Origin of the sequence: Alkalibacterium olivapovliticus (assembly GCF_003003275.1) — a bacterium.
Lineage (GTDB): Bacteria > Bacillota > Bacilli > Lactobacillales > Carnobacteriaceae_A > Alkalibacterium > Alkalibacterium olivapovliticum.
The window spans coordinates 80,506-100,464 of sequence record NZ_PVTO01000005.1 but is presented as its reverse complement, the minus strand read 5'-3'; the positions used below and the strand labels follow the sequence as shown (position 1 = coordinate 100,464).

General features: G+C 41.7%; 18 protein-coding genes. 7 read left to right on the top strand and 11 right to left on the bottom strand.

Annotated features, from left to right (window positions below; translation table 11 throughout):
- Positions 1–15 precede the first annotated feature (15 nt).
- From CLV38_RS04010 to CLV38_RS03995, 5 genes are all read right to left on the bottom strand, one after another.
- The gene (locus CLV38_RS04010) at positions 16–747 is read right to left on the bottom strand and encodes a YrrS family protein (protein ID WP_170068807.1); all 732 of its coding nucleotides are present in this window, start codon (positions 745–747) and stop codon (positions 16–18) included.
- A 191-nt stretch (positions 748–938) separates the two neighbouring features.
- Positions 939–1,076, bottom strand: a complete 138-nt coding sequence (locus tag CLV38_RS13695) for a hypothetical protein (RefSeq protein ID WP_170068806.1) — start codon at positions 1,074–1,076, stop codon at positions 939–941.
- A 315-nt stretch (positions 1,077–1,391) separates the two neighbouring features.
- The gene (locus CLV38_RS04005; RefSeq protein WP_106191831.1) at positions 1,392–2,531 is read right to left on the bottom strand and encodes a zinc-dependent alcohol dehydrogenase; all 1,140 of its coding nucleotides are present in this window, start codon (positions 2,529–2,531) and stop codon (positions 1,392–1,394) included.
- 165 nt (positions 2,532–2,696) lie between these two features.
- Entirely contained in the window at positions 2,697–3,299 is a 603-nt protein-coding gene (locus CLV38_RS04000; protein ID WP_245920531.1) for an ECF transporter S component, read from the bottom strand.
- 29 nt (positions 3,300–3,328) lie between these two features.
- The gene (locus CLV38_RS03995; RefSeq protein WP_106191828.1) at positions 3,329–3,760 is read right to left on the bottom strand and encodes a MarR family winged helix-turn-helix transcriptional regulator; all 432 of its coding nucleotides are present in this window, start codon (positions 3,758–3,760) and stop codon (positions 3,329–3,331) included.
- Positions 3,761–3,918: 158 nt separating this feature from the next.
- On the opposite strand from CLV38_RS03995, the gene CLV38_RS03990 reads away from it, so the two are divergent.
- The 3 genes from CLV38_RS03990 (at position 3,919) to CLV38_RS14195 (ending at position 6,466) form a co-directional block, all read left to right on the top strand.
- Entirely contained in the window at positions 3,919–5,625 is a 1,707-nt protein-coding gene (locus CLV38_RS03990) for an Rqc2 family fibronectin-binding protein (RefSeq protein WP_106191825.1), read from the top strand.
- 198 nt (positions 5,626–5,823) lie between these two features.
- The gene (locus CLV38_RS03985) at positions 5,824–6,057 is read left to right on the top strand and encodes a hypothetical protein (RefSeq protein WP_106191823.1); all 234 of its coding nucleotides are present in this window, start codon (positions 5,824–5,826) and stop codon (positions 6,055–6,057) included.
- Positions 6,058–6,259: 202 nt separating this feature from the next.
- Positions 6,260–6,466 carry an integrase core domain-containing protein gene (locus tag CLV38_RS14195; protein WP_425427768.1) on the top strand — a complete coding sequence of 69 codons (207 nt, stop codon included), beginning with the start codon at positions 6,260–6,262 and terminating at the stop codon, positions 6,464–6,466.
- Positions 6,467–6,558: 92 nt separating this feature from the next.
- Here CLV38_RS14195 and CLV38_RS14190 read toward each other — a convergent pair whose 3' ends face one another.
- Positions 6,559–6,627, bottom strand: a complete 69-nt coding sequence (locus CLV38_RS14190) for a hypothetical protein (protein ID WP_425427767.1) — start codon at positions 6,625–6,627, stop codon at positions 6,559–6,561.
- Between CLV38_RS14190 and CLV38_RS13945 the strand changes: the two genes are divergently transcribed.
- Positions 6,606–7,223 carry a class B sortase gene (locus CLV38_RS13945; protein ID WP_245920530.1) on the top strand — a complete coding sequence of 206 codons (618 nt, stop codon included), beginning with the start codon at positions 6,606–6,608 and terminating at the stop codon, positions 7,221–7,223. The two genes, CLV38_RS14190 and CLV38_RS13945, sit on opposite strands and share 22 nt — an antisense overlap.
- 69 nt (positions 7,224–7,292) lie before the next feature.
- Here CLV38_RS13945 and pyrR read toward each other — a convergent pair whose 3' ends face one another.
- From pyrR to lspA, 3 genes are read right to left on the bottom strand one after another with little or no spacing between them, the layout of a single operon-like run.
- Complete coding sequence (gene pyrR, locus CLV38_RS03965) at positions 7,293–7,838, bottom strand: bifunctional pyr operon transcriptional regulator/uracil phosphoribosyltransferase PyrR (RefSeq protein ID WP_106191812.1); 546 nt, start codon at positions 7,836–7,838, stop codon at positions 7,293–7,295.
- A gap of 14 nt (positions 7,839–7,852) precedes the next feature.
- Positions 7,853–8,758: an RluA family pseudouridine synthase gene (locus tag CLV38_RS03960; RefSeq protein ID WP_106191809.1), complete on the bottom strand. Its 906-nt coding sequence runs from the start codon at positions 8,756–8,758 to the stop codon at positions 7,853–7,855.
- Positions 8,759–8,760: 2 nt separating this feature from the next.
- Positions 8,761–9,234, bottom strand: coding sequence for a signal peptidase II (gene lspA / locus CLV38_RS03955; protein ID WP_106191806.1), 474 nt, complete (start codon positions 9,232–9,234; stop codon positions 8,761–8,763).
- Positions 9,235–9,440: 206 nt separating this feature from the next.
- Between lspA and CLV38_RS03950 the strand changes: the two genes are divergently transcribed.
- From CLV38_RS03950 to CLV38_RS03940, 3 genes are read left to right on the top strand one after another with little or no spacing between them, the layout of a single operon-like run.
- Positions 9,441–10,088: a YkyA family protein gene (locus tag CLV38_RS03950; protein ID WP_106191803.1), complete on the top strand. Its 648-nt coding sequence runs from the start codon at positions 9,441–9,443 to the stop codon at positions 10,086–10,088.
- Between the two features lie 11 nt (positions 10,089–10,099).
- Complete coding sequence (locus tag CLV38_RS03945; RefSeq protein WP_245920529.1) at positions 10,100–10,984, top strand: polysaccharide deacetylase family protein; 885 nt, start codon at positions 10,100–10,102, stop codon at positions 10,982–10,984.
- Positions 10,984–12,225: a putative glycoside hydrolase gene (locus CLV38_RS03940; protein WP_245920528.1), complete on the top strand. Its 1,242-nt coding sequence runs from the start codon at positions 10,984–10,986 to the stop codon at positions 12,223–12,225. The genes CLV38_RS03945 and CLV38_RS03940 overlap by 1 nt, the downstream gene beginning before the upstream one ends.
- A gap of 237 nt (positions 12,226–12,462) precedes the next feature.
- Here CLV38_RS03940 and addA read toward each other — a convergent pair whose 3' ends face one another.
- Both addA and CLV38_RS03930 read right to left on the bottom strand, forming a co-directional pair.
- Positions 12,463–16,254, bottom strand: a complete 3,792-nt coding sequence (gene addA / locus CLV38_RS03935) for a helicase-exonuclease AddAB subunit AddA (RefSeq protein ID WP_106191801.1) — start codon at positions 16,252–16,254, stop codon at positions 12,463–12,465.
- Complete coding sequence (locus CLV38_RS03930) at positions 16,251–19,889, bottom strand: PD-(D/E)XK nuclease family protein (protein WP_106191798.1); 3,639 nt, start codon at positions 19,887–19,889, stop codon at positions 16,251–16,253. The genes addA and CLV38_RS03930 overlap by 4 nt, the downstream gene beginning before the upstream one ends.
- Between the last annotated feature and the right edge of the window lie 70 nt (positions 19,890–19,959).

Sequence of the window (19,959 nt, the reverse complement as noted above, 5' to 3'; positions counted from 1 at the left end):
ACTTTTGCTGTTTAGTTATCTGAATTCTGCTGGAACGTCGGCCAGTTCTTCGACACTAGTGACATGCCATTGACCATCTCCGTATTGAAGAAGGACTCGGTAGACATTGGATCGTCCGCTGTCAGATGTGACTGCGAATACGCGTCCAGGTCCATCATTTCCAACTCTCCAAGTAATCATGTCGCTCTGATTCAATCCCGTAACAGATGAAACAGCATTGGCGATAGCAACTCGGTCACCGGAACCTTCGTTATAATTGACTGTGTAACTTTCATCTAAAGGGGCATTTTCCGTAACTTCAACGTCAGACTCTTCAGTCTCTTCTTGATCGTCTTCAGTATCAGTCTCTTCATCCGGCTGATCTTCTCCCGCCTCTTCATCATCAGCAGGTTCTTCTTCGGTGTCTGTGTCAGTTTCTTCTTCAGTATCAGCTGAGTCAGTCTCTTCATCAACATCAGCGTCCACGTCTTCATCAGACTCAGATTCCTCTTCTTCTTCCTCATCTAAATCAGTTACAATATCTGATCCAGGTGATTCATTATCGGCATTGAGGTCAACCCCAGTATCCCGGTTCATGAAAATGAAGACCATGATACCTACAAGAACGACAAGCAAGATAGCAATGATGGAATAATAAATCTTTTCCGGATTACTTTTGCCCGACTTTTCAGGTCCGTTCGGTTCAGTCGAATCAGGTGTATTTGCTGCTCTTTTTGCCTTTTTTCGATTAGCTCGTGTTTGTTTCATAAAAAAAAGTCCTCCACTCATTAGATGTACTAGGTAAATTATACCATTGTTAAAAATTGTAGCACAGTCTGAGGTCTTTTAAGGTGACAAATCAGCTACAAAAGTCACAATAGAGTTTCAGTTGGACTTTTTTAGGTTAACTAGAAGTTAAGATAAGCTTAATTATTGGATAAGTGGTGATATATCACCACTTAAACAGCTTCGCCTAATGGAAAGAATAGCATTCGGTAAACTCCATCGGCTATCGCACTGGAGTTGATTGAAATTAAGTGATGTTTGGTTCGCTCAACGGTAAATTTTTCTGGAGTTAACTGAATATGCCTAGTCATAGGCATACTCCACTTGAAGACATCTGTCAGTTTGCTGAAAAGTCGAGCCTTTCAGCAAGCTCATTTTCTTAATAGAATTAGGTTTGCTGAAAAGTCTTCCACTTCGGTTAACTGGTGATAGAATGCAAATCGGCTAAACCGAATTACCTGTTATAAGGAAGACTCGACTAAAATAATTTAGCGAGTTTACCTTAGAAGAAAGATTAGGACAATGTGGCTCTCAATCTGTCTTTGAGTTAACCTAAGTAAGGACTACATACAAAAAACCTGTCTCTATCCACCACTAAAGTGAAAGAGACAGGTTGATTTTAACGATTAGGGTTTTAAAACAAATTTGATATTGTTATCTTCTTTTTTATCGAAAAGTTCAAAGGCTGTTGACGCCTGTTCCATTGGCATAACATGCGTGATGATGTCACTTGGGTCAATATCGCCTTTCATGATCATGTCATAAAGCTTAGGCATGAGATGAGGAACCGGCGTTTGTCCTGATTTGACTGTAATGTTACGGGCAAAAATATTGTTGATTGGGAAGTTTGAAGCAGGCGTCAGATAGACTCCTGTAATCATAATCGTCCCGAATTTTTTCACTGCTATACTGGCCATTTCGATTGGACTGGTCGTTCCGCGCTGAAGTGAAATCAGATTAGTGATTTTTTCAATCTTCCGCTCTTTCCCATCCATTCCAACACAGTCAATTACCACATCTGCGCCGCCATGTGTCATGTCTTTTAAAGCGAAACTAGGTAGATCGACTTCTTCAAAATTCAGTGTTTCCACTCCGATCTTCTTCGCTGCATACTCTAATCGGTTAGGAACACAGTCTACTGCGATAACGCGTTTGGCGCCTTTAAGTTTTGCAAACTTCTGAGTCAGTAGGCCGACAGGTCCGCAACCGAGCACGATGACAGTATCTCCTTTTTTAACACCGGCATGCTCGACACTCCAGAATGCCGTTGGAACGATGTCTGACAGGAATAACACTTTCTCGTCCGGCACAGACTGGTCAGGAATTTTAAACGAATTCTGATCGGCGAACGGAATGCGCATAAATTCAGCTTGCCCGCCCGGGTAGTCGCCATTTAGTTTTCCGAAACCAAATAAGCCGCCATAGTCTGTTTCTGGGTTTTTATTGGAATTATCGCATTGACTTTCCATGTCATGATTGCAGAAAAAACATTCGCCACAGCTGACATTGAAGGGAACGACTATTCTGTCTCCTACTTTTAACGACTTCACGTCTGGTCCCACTTCTTCCACTATCCCCATCGGTTCATGGCCAATAACGTAATCGTCATCCAGCACAAGATTTCCGTGGTGGTACAAGTGCAAGTCGGAACCGCAGATCGCAGTTGAAGTGACTTTTATAATAACGTCTGTTGGATCCTGTATCTTAGGATCAGGAACGGTTGTCACGGCAATTTTTTCTTTGCCTTGAAATGTTACTGCTCTCATTGATATATTCCCCTTTCAACATATTTAACACATATACAGTACCACCAGATAAGTTAAAATGAAAACGATAACACCCGTTATCCCAAAAAAATCCTGATCATCGGCAGACGTTTCAGCAGAAAGGGTCTACTGGTCAGTCAGCCCTGAGGATCAGGACAGTGTTTGTTACTTTTTATAGGTGATCTTTCTAAGTGGGATCGTCACAAGAGGTGCAATAATAGCTGCGGCAACTGCTTCAGCCACACCATTCGTGCCGACTATAATGGCTAATGCCCCTGCCAGATTACTGATGTCTACATCAATCGCCTGAGCGTAAGGTTCGCCAAAGAATATATAGATAAATAAAAGTACAAAAATTGTGTTGGTAAATGATCCGACTACAGATGCACTAGCGAGCGCAAGCTTATCTTTTTTAGGAAACAGTTTGTGAGACAGCTTGTAAGACAATCCGGTAAAGAGTCCTATGAGCATACGCGGCAGTAAAGCGATCATCGGATTAGTCCAAAGCAGAAGATCAAGTGGTGTGGCAGGCATTGTGTAAGCCCTGATCATTCTGGTAAGGCCCCATATTGTTCCGATAATGATTCCGTCGCTGGTGCTCATTGTCAGCGTGGCAACGATAACCGTAATATGTATGATCGTCGGATTAAGTGGGGGTATCGGAATATTGCCTAAAAACGGTACAAAGTTTTGAATCAGTATGATGGCAGTCAAAATTCCCAGCAAAGCAATGCGGTGAGGTTTTGACATTTTCTTGTTAGTCAGCATAGTGTTCTCCTCTTCCATTCTTCTTCTATTTATATGCGGTTAGTCATGCTTCGGTTCAAACGGCCGATCAGGACAGTCAGCATATGGACTTCTTCCTGGGTCCATCCAGTTAAAATCGATTCGAATTTCTTTTCAAGATGGGAATGATACTCAGAAAATACCGTCTGTTCTTTTTCAGTGATCGTGAAATAAGCAAAGCGTTTGTCTTGCCCGGTTGTTTTGGTAACAAAGTCTTTCTTCACCAGGGCATTCATTTGGCGACTGACGGTTGATTTGTCCAGTCGACTCAGTTCAGTTATCTGTTTTAACGTATATTCGCTGTCACCCATTAATTTGATCAGATTGATGGCGGAGCTTGAAAGACCATGTTCGTGCAGAACCAATTCTGCCACTTGTTTGTATAATTGATTTAAATCAGTTACTTTCTCGAGTAAAACGTCTGTTTTTTCAGGTGAATCCACTGTAATACCCCTCTCTGTTTATGGAAAAAGTCTAATTATTTGCATACGTCAACTATAGCACGACTTTCTCAAATGAGCAATCTTTTTTGATGATTTGTTGTAAAGGGCATATGAGTGCTATAATGGACAAGACTTTGCTAGACGAAAGGAGTTTTAAGATGTCTTTTGATGGACTATTTGTACATTCCCTTACACAAGAATTAAAAGACCAGTGTGAAGGTGGGCGCTTATCCAAGATTCAGCAGCCCTTTGAAAATGAAATTATTATTAAGATAAGAGCAAACAGAAAAAACGTGTCTCTTCTATTATCTGCACATCCGCAGTATGCCCGGGCACAACTGACGACTATTCCATTTGATAATCCGGCTACTCCTCCCCATTTCTGTATGATTTTAAGGAAATACCTGGAGGGGGCTATCATTGAATCGATTGAGCAGAAAGAAAACGACCGCCAGCTTGTCTTCACCTTTAAAAGCCGAAACGAGTTAGGAGATACTGAAATTCTATCACTCGTTGTGGAAATCATGGGTCGGCACAGCAATATTCTCCTGATCAACACGTCGACTAATAAACTGATCGATGCCATACGTCACGTGCCTTCCAGTCAGAATACGTACCGAACACTCCTGCCTGGTGCCCAGTACGTTGAAGCACCAGATCAGGAAAGAGACAATCCTTTCACTTATGATGGTGATTTCCCAATCAAAGAACTGTCTACCTCAGAAAAAGTTAAGTGGATTCAAACCACTTTCCAAGGCTTCGGTAAAGAATCCGCTACTGAACTGGTCTACCGCTTTGAGCAGGATTCAGCTGAATCATATAAAGCCCTGTTTCAGCAGTTCGTGTTGTCTTACGATCTGGATAAAATCAATCCTACCCTCACTCGAGATGGGCATAAAGAATTTTTCACGCCATTTGATTTTACTCATATTAAAGGCGAGAAATTCACCTTTGAGACATTAAGTGAACTCATGGACCGTTATTTCCAGGATAAGGCCGAACGTGACCGTGTTCACCAGCAGGCTAATGATTTAACGCAGCTGGTTAAGAATTATCATCAGAAGAATGAGAAAAAACTGATCAAACTGAACAAGGAACTGAAAGATACAGAAAAAGCTGATTCAATACGCATTAAAGGAGAAGTGTTGACCGCTTACCTTCACGAGGTTAACAAAGGCGATGAAAAAATAGAATTGCCTAACTTTTATGAAGAAGATGCACCTTTAACGATTGAATTGAACCCGCAAAAAACACCAGCAGAAAATGCTCAGCGTTATTTCTCTCGGTATCAGAAGCTGAAAAGTGCCAAGAAGCACCTGACAAAACAGATCAGGTCTACTCAGGCAGAAACTGATTATTTTGATACGCTTCTGACTCAAATTTCAATAGCGTCGCTGACGGATATTGAAGACATCAGACAAGAGCTGCGTGACGGGCATTACCTGAAAAAGAAAAAAGCAACGAAAAAGAAAAAGCAGACAAAATCCAAACCCGAAGCGTTCACATCAAGCGACGGGACCAGTATTCTTGTTGGCAAAAACAACACTCAAAATGACGAGCTGACCTTGAAAAAAGCTAGGAAATCCCATTATTGGGCGCATGCAAAAGATATTCCGGGATCACATGTCATCATTGAAGACGACGAGCCTTCTCAACAGACGATCGAAGAGGCCTGTCTTCTGGCAGCGTATTACAGCAAGTACCGTCTGTCTTCATCGGTCCCGGTCGATGTCGTGCAGGTCAAACAGATTAAAAAGCCCAATGGTGCGAAACCTGGATACGTTATTTATGAGGGACAAACCACTTACTTCGTTACGCCGAGTGATGATGCTGTAAGAGCCCTTAAATCCACTAACGCAAATTAAAAAAGGTATCGAGTGAGTATCTGTTACTAGACTAACACAATTAAATGGGACAATATAAAACACCTCCGAAATGGTACACTTACTACAAGTTCTGAAAACGGAGGTGTTTTTGCATGGGCAAAAACGTATATTCAAGCGAGACAAAATGGGCCGTAGTAAAAGACGAAAATGGATGGACGGCTGACTACCAAAGAGATTATGAAGAAAGATGGAATCAAAAATAAATCTCAAATCGAGACGTGGATGAGATGGTACCGGACAAATGAAATTCATCGGTTCGACCAACCAATTGGTAAGCAATATTCTTATGGGCACGGGACTCAATTTGCAAGTGAAGATGAAAAGAAAGATCGGCAAAATGCATATTTGAAAATGGAAAATGAGATCTTAAAAAAGTACTTGGAAATGAAAGAGGAGTTGAACAAGAACTAATACTGCAATTGGTCGAAAGATACCGACAGACATATACCATCACGGCCATTTTGTCTGCTTTGAGTGTGCCACTCTCTACTTATTATAGGTGGCTCGGCGAAGGTGCTAAAAATGCATTGACAGAAGTGGAAGAAGCGATCATCGCATTGTGTAAGATAACAAAGTGTCGTTTCGGTCATCGGAAAATCATTTGGTCAGTAGTATGTCGCGTCGCGGGAATTGTTGGGATAACGCGGTTATTGAGTCATTCCATTCTAATATCAAGTCAGAGGAATTCCAGTACGTCAAATATAATTCGCTTCAAAATAGTCGTGTTGTGGAGAAAGTGAATGATTACATGAGTTATTACAATGAAGAACGGATCTTAGAAAAATTAGGCTACCTAACGCCCAAAGAACTCGGGGCGTAAGCAGCCTAAAGAGGTGTTTTATAGTTGTCTCAAAATACTATGTCAGTCTAATACCTCACTCGATACCTTTTATTTTTCAGTCTTTTTAGTTATTATGCTAACTGTTTTTTAGTGTAAGCGAAGATGAACACACCAGCAGTTGCCACTAAACCGGCAATCAACAGGATATTTGATTCAACGCCTGTTTGAGGAACCTCGTCTTCTTCCATCTAATTCTTATAGTGATAATGTAACTATCAATCAGGACTTTACCGACTGGCTGTCAATTTCAAATACTGCGATTGATTACCCAGTAGTAAAAGGTCGGGACAATGAATTTAATCTGGAACATGACTTTTACAAAGACCAGCACCCTTTCGAATCACTATTTATGGATACCGAAATGTTGGGATGGGCACGATCAGCATACGATTTTGTACGGCCACTATACGTCTTACGGGAATATGTTTGCAGACCTGGAGAAATTCTTTCTGAAGATTTCTTCAATTCCAATCAGACAATTGTTTTTCAAGATTTGTTCACCGACCGGACGTATGAAATCTTTTCCGTACACATTGCTCCGGCAGACCCTTACTTTATAAATGAATCGTTTAACACTCCAGATCTCACAAAGTATTATGAAGAATTGAAAGAACTGTCTTTATTTGAAAGAGAAAGGGACTTTACTGGTGAAGAAAAGCTGATGACACTCATTTCCTGTAATTACACTGTCAATGATGGTCGTGTTTACGTTCATGCCATCGAAATCACTTACTAATCAGTGTGCACAATAAAACAGACGCTTCATTGGGAATTGTTCCATCCAATGAAGCGTCTGTTTCTGTACTTAATCCGGTTTAATAATGTCGACAGCGTCTTTCCCGTCAATTTCTTTCATAGAAACTTTTACTTGTTCAGATTTAGACGTTGGAATGTTTTTTCCAATGTAGTCTGCTTTGATCGGAATCTCGCGATGTCCTCGGTCAGTCAAAGAAGCCACCATGATTTTTTCGGGTCGACCCAGGTCAATGACTGCATCCATTGCCGCACGGATCGTCCGCCCTGTAAAGATAACATCGTCCACTAAAATGACTACTTTATCTTTGACCGGTACTGGAAACATCTGGCCTTTTACTTCAGGCTCATCCACCTCTTTGGGGAAATGGCGGTCATCCCGGTACAAGGTAATATCCAGCTCACCTACAGGAACACTGGCTCCTTCGATTTCTTCAATTTTTTTGGCAATACGGTTTGCAATAAAAACACCTCGCGTTTTAATGCCCGCTAGCACTAGGTTGTCGATACCTTTATTTCGTTCGATAATTTCGTAAGAAATACGGGTTAAGGCCCGGTTAAGAGATACTTCGTCTAAAATAGACACAACTTTCGTCATCAGTTTGCTCCTCCTTATCGTCTTCTAGCGTAATCAAGGGTTTCTTCAAAAATGTCCGGTAATGGAACGGTAAAGCTCAAGCGTTCTCCTGTTCTTGGGTGTTCAAAACTTAATGACGTAGCGTGTAAAAACTGACCGTTTCCAGGAAGTGTTTTACGTGGCCCATATAATGGATCGCCTGCCATTTTAAACCCAATGTAAGCCAGGTGGACTCTGATCTGATGCGTACGACCTGTTTCAAGCTGTAATTTTAAAAGTGTAAATTCCTTGAAGCGTTCAAGCACCTCAAAATGTGTTACAGATGGTTTACCGTTTTCAATAACCGTGAATTTCTTTCTGTTTTTTGGATCTCTTCCAATGGGTGCATCGATTGTGCCTTTATCATTTTCTATGACGCCATGCACTAAGCCGATATATTCTCGACGGGCCGTTTTTTCTGACAACTGCTCAGCCAGTTTTTCGTGTGCTACGTCATTTTTCGCTACCATTAACAGTCCGGATGTGTCTTTATCGATACGGTGCACGATTCCTGGTCTGATTTTTCCGTTGATTCCTGATAAATCTTTGATGTGATAGAGTAGTGCGTTAACCAGCGTATGATTTTCGTGTCCTAATGAAGGATGAACAACCATTCCCTGAGGCTTATTGACAACCACAACATCTTCATCCTGATAGACGATATCAATGGCAATGTCTTCCGGTTTTGCATCGATTTCCACCGGGTCCGGTACAGAAATATCGATTAGGTCATCTTTTTGTACCTTGTAATTTGCTTTTGACGGCTCGCCGTTGACTGTGACCTGTTCGTCTTTGATCCAGGATTGAATCTGAGAGCGTGAGTTATCTGGAAGCTGATCATTTAAGAACTTATCAAGCCTGCCTTCCTCATTGTTAATAGTGTACGTGTATGATTCACTCATTTTTAATGTCCAACTTTCTTTTGCTTATAATTCTTGTATTCATCAACGATCAGATAAATGATCATTAACGTGACACCGATTGATAAAGCCATATCTGCTACATTAAATATCGGAAAATCGATAAATTCCAGTCTGACCATATCCACGACATACTGTAAAAACAGACGGTCGATAAAATTACCGATTGCCCCACCCATTATCAGGCTTAAAGAGACTCCGAACAGCTTGTCCTGTCTTCCATAAGTATGAAGGTAATAAATAATGATTCCAACGATAATCACTGTAACGATATAAAAGAATATCATTTGCCCTTCAAGTATACTCCAGGCAGCACCTGTATTTCTGTGATGAGTAAATGACACAAGGTTCGGGATCCATTCGATCGTTTCGTGGAGTGGAATAGATTGAACGGTCAGATATTTCGTCAGCTGATCCAGGCCGACTATGATGACCGCGATCATGTAAAATAGTAACATAGTATCCTCTTTTCTGTAGTTAGCTCTCTCATATTGTACAATATTTTCTCTTTAAAACCCACCTTTCTGATAAGTTTCTCAATTTATATACAATATTAGCATAATAATTAATTAAGGTATTACACCTCTTACAGTTTAATTACACTGTGAAGTTTGCTATACTCAAAAAGGTAACACTTATTTATTAATCAAAAGGAGATCACTATATGATTCGAAAACGATACACACTTATCACGATCAGTGCCCTATCTTTACTATTGGCTGGCTGTGATGATGGCGAAAACGTTGAAGGCATGCAAGAAGCAACAGAAGAACTTGACCGATTGAAAACAGAAACAGTTGATAACTTGAATCAGTTATATGATCTGGAAGTAGACTTACAAAGCAATTTTAGTGATACTCTTGAAACAGATGATGACCTGACAACTTTAGGTGATGGTTCATCCCCTGTATTTGAAAACATAGAATCCAGACAGACCGTTCTTGATTCTATAGAAGAGAATGAAACAGAAATGGAAGCACATCAGGACACCCTTGATTCATATGAAGGTGAACGCTTGAATCAGGATGAAATTGATGGTGTAACAAATAATGTCGATTTATTCATAGAGCATTTAGCTCAGTACCGCAATCACTACTTAGAAACACTGTCTTCACAAGAGGACTACTTTACAAGTATTGCAAATGACGATGCCACTTATGATGAATTTTCAGAAGGTATTCAGTCTATTAATGAAGAACGTGATGCATTAAGAGACCATTTACTTGAACTAGATGATATTCTAGTAGACTTCAGCACCACTTTAGATCAGCTGTCTACGACTATTGAAGATGAACTAGCAGAAGAAGAATAAGGAGAGACTGAATGATGAAACGGACATTAGCTACTTTATTTCTGGCGTCTACCCTTATACTGACCGCTTGTGAGAATTCGGACGCAGACAACGGAGACGATAATGAAATGGTTGACACAGAAGAAGATCAACCAACGACAGATGAAGAAACAGGAGAAAACACTGACGACACAGAAACCGATTCAGTTGAAGATGAAGAAACTGTAGATGAATCTATCGAAGAAGTACAGACCTATTTATATGAAATCAACGAAAATGATATTGCAACAGTCCAAGTCATTGACGGTGAAGAGGCAAATGAGCAAGTCGCCCTGCTCACTTATGATGATGCTCCTGACCAGTATGCAGTAGATATTGCGGAAGTATTGGTCGAGCATGATGCTAGTGCTATTTTCTTCGTCAACGGCATGTACATCGAAAGCGAAGAAGGCCAGCAGATGTTGAGAGATATCCACGAGATGGGCTTCCCTATTGGAAACCATACGCACACGCACCCTAGTCTTCCCTCTTTAACTGAAGAAGAACAAACGGAAGAAATAATGAAAACAAGTGACCTCGTCGAAGAAATCATTGGTGAACGTCCCCGCTTCTTCCGCGCTCCGTTTGGTCAGAATACTGATCATGTCAGAGAACTGGTTAAAGAAGACGGTATGGTCCTGATGAACTGGACGTATGGTTATGACTGGGAATCAGGTTACATGGAAGCAGAACCTTTAGCAGATATTATGGTTAATAGTGAACTGCTGAGACCCGGTGCCAACTTACTGATGCACGACCGCAGCTGGACCCTTGAAGCAACCCCCGCTATCATTGAAGGTCTGCGAGAAAAAGACTATGAGCTCGTTGATCCTGATTTAATTCGTTCAGAAGCTACCGAAAGTGAGGAAACAGATTAATGGAGAAAAAAAAGAAGCGTCACTTATTCCTGTCGGCTACAGTAATGGTCGTGTCTGCACTCTTCCCTTCTGCCGTAAGTGCAGATGAGAGTGAAGACACCGATCAGCCTGAAGATATCGAAACAGCCTATCTGACATACAGTCAAGAGCCTTTGCTGTCCGTTCCAGATGAATTCCCAAGCCAGTTTAAATATAACAGTGGCGTCAACATCGACTACCCGGAAGATGGTGTAAAAGGTATTTTCGTTACCGCTCACTCTGCAGGCGGATCGCGACTGGAAAGCTTGACCGAGTTACTGAATACAACAGAACTTAATTCAATGGTCATCGATGTTAAAGATGATTACGGTGATATCGTTATGCCGGTTGAATCTGATCATGAGTACATCAATCAATTTACAAATAATGTTGTTGAGGCTGAACCACTGATGGCCCACCTGGAAGAAAATGATATTTATCCTATCGCTCGAATCGTTGTCTTTAAAGATTCAAGACTGGCAAATGAACGTCCCGACCTGTCATTCACTAATGAAGACGGATCTGTCTGGGCTAACCGACGCGGCGAAAGCTTCGTCAATCCTTATGATCGTGAGGTCTGGGAGTACAACGTTGAAGTTGCCCGTCAGGCGGCTAAACTAGGATTTAAAGATATTCAATTCGACTATGTTCGTTTCCCTGAAGGATTCGAATACAGAGATGAGGAGCTGACTTATTCTCGTGGAGATTATGAAGAAAGTGATCTGGATAACGTGAAACAGCGCGTCGATGCCGTGACTGAATTTGTTGCGTATGCCCGCCGCGAACTGCAGCCGTATGATGTCGATGTATCAGTTGATATATTCGGTTACGCTGCTACTCGAGAAGAAACACCAGGTATTGGACAGAACTTCTCCCGTATTTCTGAAAATGTTGATGTCATCTCATCTATGATTTATCCAAGTCATTGGGGTGCCGGATCGCTTGGCATTGAGCGTCCTGACCTTGAGCCTTACAATGTTGTGGCAAACTACATGGAGCTTGAAAACGAAGTGCTGGGTAATTTAGGTGATGATGCGCCTGTTTCCCGTCCATGGATTCAAGACTTTACCGCTTCATATCTCGGAGCTGGATGGTATACGAATTATGGCGCTCATGAAGTTAGTGAGCAAATTCGAGCATTAAATGAACATGGGGTTGATGAATTCCTTTTATGGAATGCAGGCAACAGCTATTCTGAAGGTGCAACATACAGTTTTGATTAAACGGTTCTTAACCCTATTGGCTGATCAATTGGTTTAAAGCCTATTAAAGACCACCCGGTCCTCCTCTTCTGATCTAATAGAAAAGGCATACGGGTGGTCTTTTTGGTTTTATCAGAAATGATTAAAATAGATTCTTTTTGAATAGAATGAAATAAGCAACGGCTCATTTTGATGTAAATGACCCAATAACGATAGTAAATCCACTAAACTTTATTTAGACTCATACCTATTAGGTACTCATCCTTCGATTGTAATGGTTTCCCCAATATCTAACAGCACCAGATTTGTTTCCAGCACTGGTTTTTGAAGAATAGATTCAAGGGCTTTTTTATAAAGCATCAGCTGGCCTTTATATTTTTTCAGCATTTCTTCGTGCGCCTGTTCTCCAAAACGCTGGACATTATCTGTCTTATAGTCAAACAGGATGATCCCCTCTTCTGTTTCAATGTATCCATCTATGATTCCATGAATCAGGACATGGTCGTCAACAGACTGCATGTCCTGAAAGATATCGCGAGCTTCAAGCAGTAAGGAAAAAGGCACTTCCCGCTTAATTCTGGACACCTGACTGAGTATATAGCGGCCAAATGGAGTCTGGAAAAACTGCATCAGTTTCTCAATGGGGATTCGTTTACCCATTTCTTCAGTAATCACTTGCTTAGTGACTAAAGACTGGACCTCTTCTTGAATCTCATCCTGAGTAAGATGTTCTGACAACGTCAGTGCCTGCAGGACGAGGTGGGTTGCTTTACCAATGTCGGCTCCGCTGGGTTTAGAGACATCAGAAATAAATTTAGGACGATCCAGTTCATCTTCTACATAACGGTGAGACAGTCTTGGATTAGTGACATCGATCTTCACCATTTGGCCGTCATCCGGTTCTTCGAAAAGGCGCTTGATTTCAGACACGGACTGATAACTGGTCGTTTGGGATGCGAGCTGGTATGGATAGGCTTCTGTCATCAACTTTAACGCATCGCTGACTGCTTCAACGACGTCTGCATCTCCCGGAGCTTTTAGCTTCCCGTCTTTAAGGCTTTCGAACCAGTCTTCTGCTTCGTCATTCTGATAAGACAACAGATGATCTTCAAGTTCACTGGATGTAAAGAAATCGACGGAAAATTGGGTGTCATAATCCCGAATATGAGGATTGGTCGACTGGATTCCGGTTTCTGAATCGAGTATCTGGTGTCTGATCAGACACCTTCCTATCCAGTCCATAAAATGCTGAGCGTCAAGCCTTAAAGTAGCCGGCAGCACGGCTTTAGAGTGGCCACTTACTTTATCCCATTTACTGAGCGCGGCTTCTTTGTTCTTGTATGACCCAATCAAATATAATTTCTGTTCTGCTCGAGTCAAAGCGACATAAAGGACGCGCATCTGTTCTGATAAGATGCGGTTCTTTTTCTGCATCTTCAAGACTGTTTCCGGAAGCGTCGGGGTTTTGATCCGGTTCACTACATCAATGAATTCCGATCCCACTCCGTATTCTTCATCCAGGACAGTTGAGCCTTTAATATCGTTCAGATTGAACCGTTTTGACATATCCATCACAAATACTACTGGAAACTCCAGTCCTTTACTGGCATGAATGGTCATTACACGGACTGCATCCTCACCATCAGAAACAGCAGACGGTTCGGCTAAGTCCTTGTCTTTTTTCTGCATTTTTTCAATAAAACGGATGAACTGGAACAACCCTTTAAAAGAAGTCTTTTCATAAGAAGCTGCCCGTTCATACAAGGCATGAAGATTAGCCTTTCGCTGTCTGCCGGAGCTCATCCCCCCTACGTAGTGCAGGAATCCAGTATCTTCATAAATCAGCCAGATCAATTCGATGAGCGGTTTTCGCTTGGACTGAGTGCGCCAATTATCCAGGTAAACCATAAAGTCCTGTAACTTAGCCTGAAGCGTAATATTGCGCTGATCTTCCCAATCGTTGCGTGTGACAAATGCCTGTAACGCATCAAAATAGGATCCTTGTTTATCCTCTAGTCGAATCCGGGCCATCTCCACTTCATTCAACCCGACAATCGGAGAACGTAAAACAGCTGCCAGGGGAATATCCTGCTTCGGATTGTCAATAATTTTCAGCAGAGACATCATGATCGCTATCTCAGTTGTCTGGAAGTAATTCTGTGTATCATTGACGGCTGTTGGAATCTTCAGCTGTTTAAAAATGTCCTGGATGTCGATATTGTTTTTCTTTGTCGGTGTCAGGAGCACGATATCTTTAAACTGGATCGGGCGGTCTGCCTTCATTTTTTTATCATAGATCTGATAGCCATTTCTGACCATATCCAGTATTTTATGCGCCACCATATAGATTTCGCCTTTTGTTTTCGTATTCATCTGAAAGGTCACGTCAACGTCTTCCAGTGATAAATCATCTGAATCATCCGACTCCTCTTCGTTCGTTTCATAAATCAGGACACTGGTTGAGAATGCTTGTGAATCTGGAAAGCCGGTAAACCCGTTGACGAGTTTAGCTGACTGATCATAGGTCAACTCTCCTACTTTTTTATCCATCAGCTGTTCAAAAATAAAATTCGTAAAGGACAAGACGTCATTCCTTGAGCGGAAATTTTCCGCCAGAATAATACGGTCGCCGTCTTCACTAGTGTCGTAGCGTTCGTATTTCTCGATAAAGAGACTAGGATCCGCCAGTCTGAAGGAATAAATGGACTGCTTGACGTCCCCAACCATAAACTGATTACCGGATTCTGAAGAATCTTTGGTGAGCCATTTCAAAATGGTTTCCTGAATAAGGTTGATATCCTGATATTCATCGACCATGACTTCCTGAAATTGTTTCCGGTAATGATGGGAGGCTTCTGACGGTAGAGTTTCCCCATCTTCACGAAAAGAAAGGATATCCAGCGTCAGGTGCTCAAGATCGCTGAAGTCCAGGACTTTCCGGTCAGCTTTGTGCTGCTGATAGCGATCGAAAAATAGACTGGATACTCGTGCCAGTTCTTCAACGAGTGTTCTTACTTCTGCCATTGTCTCAATCTGCTCGGATGGCGTGATCATAAAATAACGCGTTTTTACTGCAGTGATGAACTCTTTGGCCTTATCCCTGAAACTTTTCATTTCTCTGGCAGCTTCTTTTACTTCGTCCTGGGATTTTTTCCCAGGGTTCTTCCATCTTGGGAAGTTGTCTGTATTATTTATAATAGTGTAGGCATCATCTAGACGATTTTCTAAAATAGCGTACTCTATGGATTCAGCTAGAACCAGGTCTTCTGATAAAATACTGACTGTGCCTTCGAGATCCGGTTCGCCATTACTGATCTGAATCGCATCTTTTAACAATTCCTTTGCAGTAGCCAGTGTGTCTAGAATATCCGGTTTAGCAAGATCCTGATAGATGGTACTCTCAGCCAGGTCATTTCCCTTAATGTCATAACGACTGGATAAATCAGATAGCCACTCTCTGGAATTCGTTTTAGAACGGGAAAAGTCATACAATTTAAAGACAAGTTGAGTCAACCCATCATCACTGCGGTCATTTGAGTAGGCTGTTGTTAAATCTTCAAACAGTGTGTCTTCTTCTCCATATAATTCTTCTCTTAACTCTTCCCAAATGTCCTCTTTCATTAACGAGATTTCCGTATCATCTGTAAGAAGTCTAAAAACAGGATCGAAGTCGATAAGGTAGTAATAGCGCTTGATCACTTTAAGACAGAATGAGTGAAGAGTCGAGATATCAGCATGACCTAGAAGGGGTAACTGCCTGATCAAATGCTGTTTCCTTTTTGGATCTGTTTCTTTACTGATCTCATCCTGGATCGCTTTTTGAATACGCTGCTTCATTTCTCTGGCCGCTGCATTAGTATACGTCACAACGAGCAGTTCATTTATATCAGTAAATCGTTTTATTTTTTCAATAACGCGCTGCACCAGTACCGTGGTCTTCCCAGAACCAGCAGAGGCAGAGACCAGGATGTTCTTTCCCTCATCAAAAATAGCCTGCCACTGATGATCTGTGAACTGTGCGTCGGATGGTTTAGTCGGAATCGTTGTCATGACTTGTCATCTCCCCCTTTCTCACTAAAATCGGTGTATTTCGCCTTCAGTTTCTCAATCAAGTCTGACTGATCTTTAACAGCCTCGAGTTCCCTATACTGATTCTGTCCATTTGGCAGCAGCACATCGAACTGTGAAATCGGCTGATAAATGCCTCTTACAGATGGTGTATACTCTTTTTTATCGTAAATGGGAGATAATGTATTTTCACCAGACAAGATCCGGTTACCGGCTTCTCTGATTTTATCTCTGTTATGCTTAAGCAGCAGATCCAGATCGTCCATTGTAATCAGTTTTCCTTTGATCTGATCTCTGGATTTGACATATTCTAAAGGATAAACAAGTGAATATTTATTATCAGGAAGAGTCAAATCCAGCTGCTCCACCAGCTCATCTTCATTTAAAATAATGCCATCCATTTTAAATGACTTCAACCAGACGTCCAGCCAGTCCTTTTTCATCAGGTCTGCGGCTTTCAGCATTGGATTGTTGACGTGCGCATAAAAGGCGCCTGCCGGCTTGGCTTTTTTTCCAAATATCTCTTCGGAATAGTGAACAGCCGTATCCAGATAGGTCAGCATCTGCATCATCAGCCCATGATATATTTCATCAAACTTCAAGGCTTTTTTACTAGATTTGTAATCGACGATGCTCAAATACAGCTCGTTGTTCATTTCCAGTGTATCCAGACGGTCAATTTTTCCTCTAACATACAGGTTCCCTCCTGTGTTCAAAGGGAAATGTAATCCGGGTACACCCTGTTTAGTCCCAAGGCGGCCAAATAAAACCTCTGATTTCCTCGGGCGCATTTGTGTGCGTTTCGTCTGATTGGACATCGCCCATACCATTTTCTGGATCGTCTGACTCAGCTGTTTTCTGATAAACCGCATGCGGTTAGACATTGACAGCAGTTTGAACTTATTGTTCATGTATAATTCCTGCAGCACTTCGTCAGTTACAGTGATCAGCTCTTCTTCATTCAGCTGATCGAATGTCAGGTTCTTTGAAATAACTGTTCTAAAAATGCTGTCCAAAGCATCATGGAAAAAAGTGCCCGTTTCAGCCGGGGTCAGTTCCTGAACAGCACGCTCTCGCAACTTTAATCCATATTGAAGGAAATGGCTGTACGGATCCAGGTAAAAGCTCTCAAGCTGGGAAACAGACAGATAGAGATCCTTTCCATACAGCTGCTCAGCTAGTTCTGGAGATAAGCGTCTAGGGATGTTTTTGTAATCCAGACTCTTAAGTATGCGTCTCTCGACGGATGAGGTCTGTTTATATAAAGACTGATATAACTTTAACCAGAAAAGGGGTGGGTTGGCTTTATTATCCAGCCGTTCTCTCAAAATGGTAACAAGTTGCCCCATTGATTGTCTCCTGGATCCAATAAAAGTCAATGCAGTTTCGAGGCTTTCATCACTATCGGCTCCAACATCCGTATACTTGTGCGTGACAGGGATGCCTGACTGCCGGTTCAACCTTTCAACATAAGGACTCATCCGATTATCCCCTGATCCATCGTTCCTGACAGGATAGCTTAAAATAAGTTTCTCTGAAGCGTTCATAAAGGCCAGGTAAGCATTGAATGGTTCACTGGCCAGTCGACCAGATGTTGATGGGAGCAGGAATTTATTATTTGGAAGAAACTCTCCAAGCTGTTCCCGGTCTTCATCGGTAAGAATGGATTCATTTTCAATGCTCATCGGGAGCTGCGAATCTGTCAGTCCTAATATAAAGACGATTTTCTTACAGTTCATACGGGACTTGTCGAATTGAGTAAACATAACTTGATCAATACTGGGCGGAACAATACTATAAGTCGCCTGTTCGAACCCAGTTTCTAAAATAGTCAGGAATGTATCGATATTCCACTCTTCATCACCCAATACATCTACAAATTCATCTAATAACTGAATGAACGTCTGCCAGACCTGCTCATGTTTTCTGGCATCCTCCAAATCCCCTTCTTCAAGGGACTGATCACGCCAGTTTAATAACTGGTCATTCATCCGGTGACGTTCAAGAAACTGATACAGCACACCAGCAGCTTCCCGGTTGGTGCTGACATTTTTTAACTGTTTAAAGAATGGCAGAAACGCAGAACGAATGAGTGTTTTTGTTTTATTGGCTTCATCCTGCATTCGCTTATCCGCATCAAGCTGGTCATCCATTTCTTCAAGATGGAAGCGCGCGTAGATCCACTCATCATCTTTCACCCAGTCCTGTCCTTCATAACCATAGGCCAGCATGACGTTCTCAAGTGCATCAACGGATTCTCTCCAATGCAGAGTCTGTGCATGCCAGAAGGATAGACGCTTATCTTTATTTTTGGGTATAGTATCTCCATCTTTTAGAGGAATAAATAATTCTGTCCGTAAAAACCGCATCACGTCTTCATAACGATAATGTCTCTTGTAGATAGCAAGCAGACTCTGAATTCCTTCAACGAGTGCATGATTAGCCATTTTATCAGCCTGATCAATAAAGAGCGGAAGACCGATTTCAGAAAAAGTAGAGTCAATCAGCATTTTATAATCTTCAAGTGTGCGAGACACGACCAGTATATCTTTATACCTATATTTGCCTTTTGCAACTAACCGTTTTATAGTGGTTGCCGTGTGCAACACTTCAGCTTGTCTGCTTTCAGCTTCTCTGATTTCGATACAGTTCATCATATTGTCCGGTGTGTGCAGCTGAGAACTGGGCGTAGCTTCAAAACTGCTGACCCAGTAGTTTTCGAATGCATTCAGTCCGTCGCACCGTTCGTCGCTTTCATCACTGATAATCTGATCATGCAGAACAGGGAGATTCCTCAGTCTGGATTCTTGATAGAGGCGGTGATAGGTCTGCCCTGTCTGATAAAAGAAAGTATTCAGATCAGGTGCTTCTATTGCGTACTTTTTATCCAGTACTAAGGATACTTTTACTTCTTTGGTATGAGCAACTAACTGCAGAATCAGTTCCTGTTCCTGAGCTGAAAACCGGTGGAAATTATCGATAATGATTCTGGTCTGACTTAAATCTCTAGTCTTCACTTCTTCGATCAGTGCTTCCAGTACATCCTCTTTTTCAATATACTTGCCTTCCAGGTGAGCTAAGAAAGAGTCATAAAGAAGAGAAATATCCTGGAGTTTTAATGAAAAATCTTTACTTTGAGGAGATTCGTCAAAAAGCTGACTGGTCACCTCTTCCAAGTCATTAGGCAGGACTCGGGCATTTCGTAATTCCATAAACAATTCTGTTGTTTTCTCGACAAAGCCCTGCTGCTGGCTTTCCCCTCTGAATATTGTCAACCGTTCTTCATTTTCTTTAAGTAGTCTTCGCATCAGCATGGACAGCCCTGTTTCAGTCAACTGAGAGTGACTGTATAAAGCGGTATCCTGCATAAAGTACCAGGCGAGTCTGCTGAAACTGAATACCTGAAGGTTGATCATGCCGGCCAGATTCGAGCCGTTACTGGTTTGTCTGGATTTGATATGGTTTAGTATAGCCATTTCTGACTCAAACTTCATATGATCAGGGATAAGATAAAAGACCTGAGTATCGGGTGTTTCTTCTATCCAGTCGAGCATCTGATCGAAGAGTATCGTCTTCTTGCTGGTATGTAATCTTCCGAGAACAAATTGAAGTGCCATCAGATTACTCCTCTCGTGATATAGTAAGAATATAAGAAGAAAGGAAAGAAAGGATTTATCCGCCTTCTTT